The sequence below is a fragment of the Planococcus sp. CAU13 genome (genome assembly GCF_000775575.1).
Classification (GTDB): domain Bacteria; phylum Bacillota; class Bacilli; order Bacillales_A; family Planococcaceae; genus Planococcus.
This window is the reverse complement of sequence record NZ_JRGN01000249.1, coordinates 1-4,007: the sequence shown is the minus strand read 5'-3', so window position 1 is coordinate 4,007 and position 4,007 is coordinate 1. Positions and strand designations below refer to the sequence as shown.

The window sequence follows — 4,007 nt, the reverse complement described above, 5'->3', positions numbered from 1 at the left end:
TAAGACGAGTGCTCTTCTCGGCTTATTGTGTGAGCTTAGTCCAAAGCGACGAAGCGAGTTATAAAACGAATTTCTTTTATGATTCATTTTAAACAGACACAAAAAAAGAGGCTGCTTTCCGAATGATTCGGAAAACAGCCTTTCAAAACTTCTATAAAAAGGGGGTCAATTTACTAGTCTTACTATACCTCTTATACATGTCAAACGTATTACAGGTACATTAAGAAAGTATTAAATTAAACATTCTGTCCAATTTTCTCGACCAGTTCCTCAATATAATGCTGTGCTGCCTGAGCAGCGATACTTCCGTCACCTGTTGCTGTGACTACCTGACGCAGCGTTTTCTCGCGCAGGTCGCCTGCTGCATAAATGCCCGGAACCGAAGTTTCCATTTTTTCATTTGTCACCACATAGCCTTCGTCATTCAAAATGCCAAGGTTTTCAAATGGTTTTGTCAACGGAAGCATACCGATATAGATGAATACGCCGTCGATCTCTTTTTCAGTTTCAGTGCCGTCTTTAGTGGACACCAGTGTAACACCTGAAACTTTGCCGTTTTCGCCTTTGATTTCCTTCACCGTGTGGCTCCAGATAAAATCGACTTTGTCATTGGCAAAAGCACGGTCCTGAATAATTTTCTGTGCACGCAATTCATCTCTTCTATGGACGATCGTCACCTTATCAGCGAAACGGGTCAAATAAACGCCTTCTTCAACAGCTGAATCTCCGCCTCCGACAACAATGAGGTTTTTCTGTTTAAAAAATGCTCCGTCACAAACTGCACAATAGCTGACACCGCGGCCGCCCAGTTCGGATTCGCCCGGGATGCCCATTTTTTTGTATTCCGCACCAGTAGTCAGGATGACCGCACGCGCTTTATATTCTTTCGAGCCTGCTGTGATTGTTTTATACTCTTCTCCGTCGACAATGCCTTTAACATCGCCATAAGCATATTCAGACCCGAATTTTTTAGCGTGCTCAAACATTTTTGTGGAAAGATCCGGACCCAGAATATGATCAAATCCGGGATAGTTTTCAATTTCTTCCGTGTTGGCCATTTGGCCGCCCGGGATTCCCCGCTCAATCATCAATGTGGACAGATTGGCACGGGATGTGTAGACCGCTGCTGTCATTCCAGCTGGTCCGGCACCTATAATTATTACGTCATAAATTTTTTCGGTCTCAGTCATCTCGAATCCTCCTAACTTTCAATAGCTAAATCGTATAAGATTCCACCTCTGGCATCAACTATTATGCCTATGATTCAAACAATGGAAGATACTTGATCAGCTCATTTATATACTTCGTCAGAGTTGAAGAAGTTATGCCGTAATGTTCAGCAACCGATTTTTTTGTGATGCTGCGGTCTCTCGAAGACCTCACCATATAATCGACCGAGGCTGCCAAAGCTTTCGGATTTTTGAATACATAATTTCGTTCAAAAGCATTGCTGACCAGCATAAACCACATCTGGAATGCGTAGGAGCCCTGCTGGGTGACCATGCCTTCTGCTTCATAGAGGATTTCCGCCGTTTTCATTGCGCGCATAAATGCACTTTCTGCCGGTACATTTTCTTTGAAGGCATGACCAAGCGCATAGCCCAGCATGAATGTTTCAATTACTGTCGGCTGCTCACTTTTCAGCCACTTCGGGTGTGAAATGATTTCCTGTTTATGCGATGATTTACCGAGAAGGAATAAGCCGAATAACCGCTCACTCCGCTGGGGATGATCCAATTTGCTGACAAGGTACTCGCGGTCGTGCTCGAGCGCATCCGAATGCGGCATTGAAGTGTTGTCCTGCCAAGGTTCATAGCCTTCTTTTCCAGGATCCATTGCCGTTAACTGCCTCCATGCCTGTCTTGCAATCTCTTCATGATTTGAATGATAAGCGGCATGCGACAGCCAGAAATAAAATGCAGGATCTCCATCAAAGCCTCTTTTTTGCAGGCTTCTCAGCCAGCGGAAAGCTTCTTTGTATTTTCCTACAAGGGCAAAAGTTGCCCCCAGTTTATAACGGTGTTCAAAGACATAAGGCTGGATTTTTTTCAGAAGATCCAGAATATCATCGAGTTCATCGTTTTTCTCATAATAGTGGAATACCGCCAAATTGCATAACGCGTGCAGGTTTCCGGTATTTCTTCTCAGTACATCATGGAGCAGCGCTTTCGCCATTTCCGTTTCGCCGATATAGAAATAGGCAAGCGCCAGATTGTTATGGGCGCCCCAGAAATCAGGTTTGTCTGCGATCAAATCTTCGAGCATTTTAATCGCATCCGTAAAATTCCCCTGCTCCATCAATCGGCGCGCTTTTTCCTGCAAATAGAAATATTCGCTGTCCTGCGCTTCCCCTTCGTCGTCCAGCAGCTGCCAGTCTTCCTGTTCCGCGAAATCGATGATTTCCATCGCTTCTTCCGCATATTTGCCGTTAATATCGGCCTCTACGTATCTTTTCGCATATTTCCGGGCATCAAGAAATAAACCCATATGCGCATGCACTTCAGAAAGGAAAAACAGGATGTCCGTCTCTTCCGGGTCAAGATCCTGAGCTGTCCGGAGAACGTCCATTGCCTGTTCAAATTCCTGCATTTCCATCAGTACGATGCCAAATTGCATCATGATCAGCGGATCTTCCGGACTCAGTTCAGTTGCCCGCTGCAGATACTTATGGGCTTTCGGGTAATTGTCACGCTGCAATTCCTTGAGCGCTTTCTTATAATAATATTCACCTGTAGGAATGAATGACAGCACATTCTCTTGGTTGTTCTTTTTTTTATTCTCCAAAATTAGCCTCCGCAAAAGTAAAAGGGTCGACCGCAATCGCCCCTTCCTTTATTATCATGCAATTATACCATATGCGCGGCTTATTTACCTGCAGTTTTTGACTGGTGGCGATCCTTCAGAACTGCCATCACCTGATCGAGGTCGACGTTCTGTTCCTGAAGCAGCACCATGACATGATAGAAGAGATCTGCAGTCTCCATCGCCAGCTCTTCCGCATCCCGGTTCTTCGCCGCGATGATTACTTCGGCCGCTTCCTCTCCGACTTTTTTGCAGATCTTATCGACGCCTTCTTCAAACAGATAAGTCGTATATGCACCTTCCGGCATGTCCCGCTGGCGGTTGCGGATCAGTGTTTTCAGTTCATTGAACATATCTCCCGCTGAAACCTTCCGTTCCCCGTGCAATGTGTCGTTGAAACAGGACTGTGCACCGGTGTGACAGGCCGGGCCGTTCGGAATCACTTCGTAGATGACTGCATCAGCATCACAATCCGCCTGCACAGAAACAACTTTCTGAGAATTGCCGCTGCTTGCCCCTTTGTGCCATAATTCCTGGCGGCTTCTGGAATAGAGCCATGTTTCCCCGTTCGCCATTGTTTTGTCGAGTGCCTCCTGATTGGCGTAGGCCAAAGTCAGCACCTGTTTTGTTTCACTGTCCTGGATAATTACAGGCACCAGTCCGTTATCATCAAATTTCAGTTCAGTCATCGGACAATCACTCCTTCTGCGCGCAGGTAGTCTTTCACTTCTGCAATGCTCGTTTCTTTATAATGGAAGATGGAAGCTGCGAGCGCCGCATCGGTGTCCACTTTCTCGAAAACTTCCTTGAAATGTTCGCGGTTTCCTGCGCCGCCGCTGGCGATGACCGGAACTTCCACGGCATCGCGCACCGCTTTTGTCAACGCCAGGTCAAAACCGTCTTTTTGGCCGTCTTTGTCCATGCTCGTCAGCAGCAATTCGCCTGCACCGAGTTCAACGCAGCGCTTCGCCCACTCCACGGCATCCCAGTCGGTTTTATTGCGGCCGCCGTGCGTATAGACGTCCCAGCCCTCGCCATTCCATTTCGCATCAATCGCCACAACGATGCACTGGGAGCCGAAAAAGTCTGCGCCTTCTTTGATCAGCTCCGGCCGGTCGAGCGCCGCTGTGTTCAATGAAACCTTATCCGCCCCGGCGCGCAGCATCCGTTTCATGTCATCGAGTGTACGGATGCCGCCGCCCACC

At 47.2% G+C, this 4,007-nt stretch carries 4 protein-coding genes; all 4 read right to left on the bottom strand.

Annotated features, from left to right (window positions below):
- Positions 1-236: 236 nt before the first annotated feature.
- On the bottom strand, positions 237-1,190 hold the full coding sequence (gene trxB / locus KW93_RS12035) for a thioredoxin-disulfide reductase (RefSeq protein ID WP_033543270.1): 954 nt from the start codon (positions 1,188-1,190) through the stop codon (positions 237-239).
- Positions 1,191-1,257: 67 nt separating this feature from the next.
- A complete protein-coding gene (locus tag KW93_RS12030; RefSeq protein WP_033543269.1) occupies positions 1,258-2,784 on the bottom strand; it encodes a helix-turn-helix domain-containing protein in 1,527 nt (508 codons plus the stop codon).
- Positions 2,785-2,864: 80 nt separating this feature from the next.
- Positions 2,865-3,491 (bottom strand): bifunctional phosphoribosyl-AMP cyclohydrolase/phosphoribosyl-ATP diphosphatase HisIE, encoded by a 627-nt coding sequence (gene hisIE / locus KW93_RS12025; RefSeq protein WP_033543268.1) that lies wholly within the window; start codon positions 3,489-3,491, stop codon positions 2,865-2,867.
- The coding region (gene hisF / locus KW93_RS12020) for an imidazole glycerol phosphate synthase subunit HisF (RefSeq protein ID WP_033543267.1) at positions 3,488-4,007 on the bottom strand (520 nt) is incomplete at its 5' end. The genes hisF and hisIE, both read right to left, overlap by 4 nt.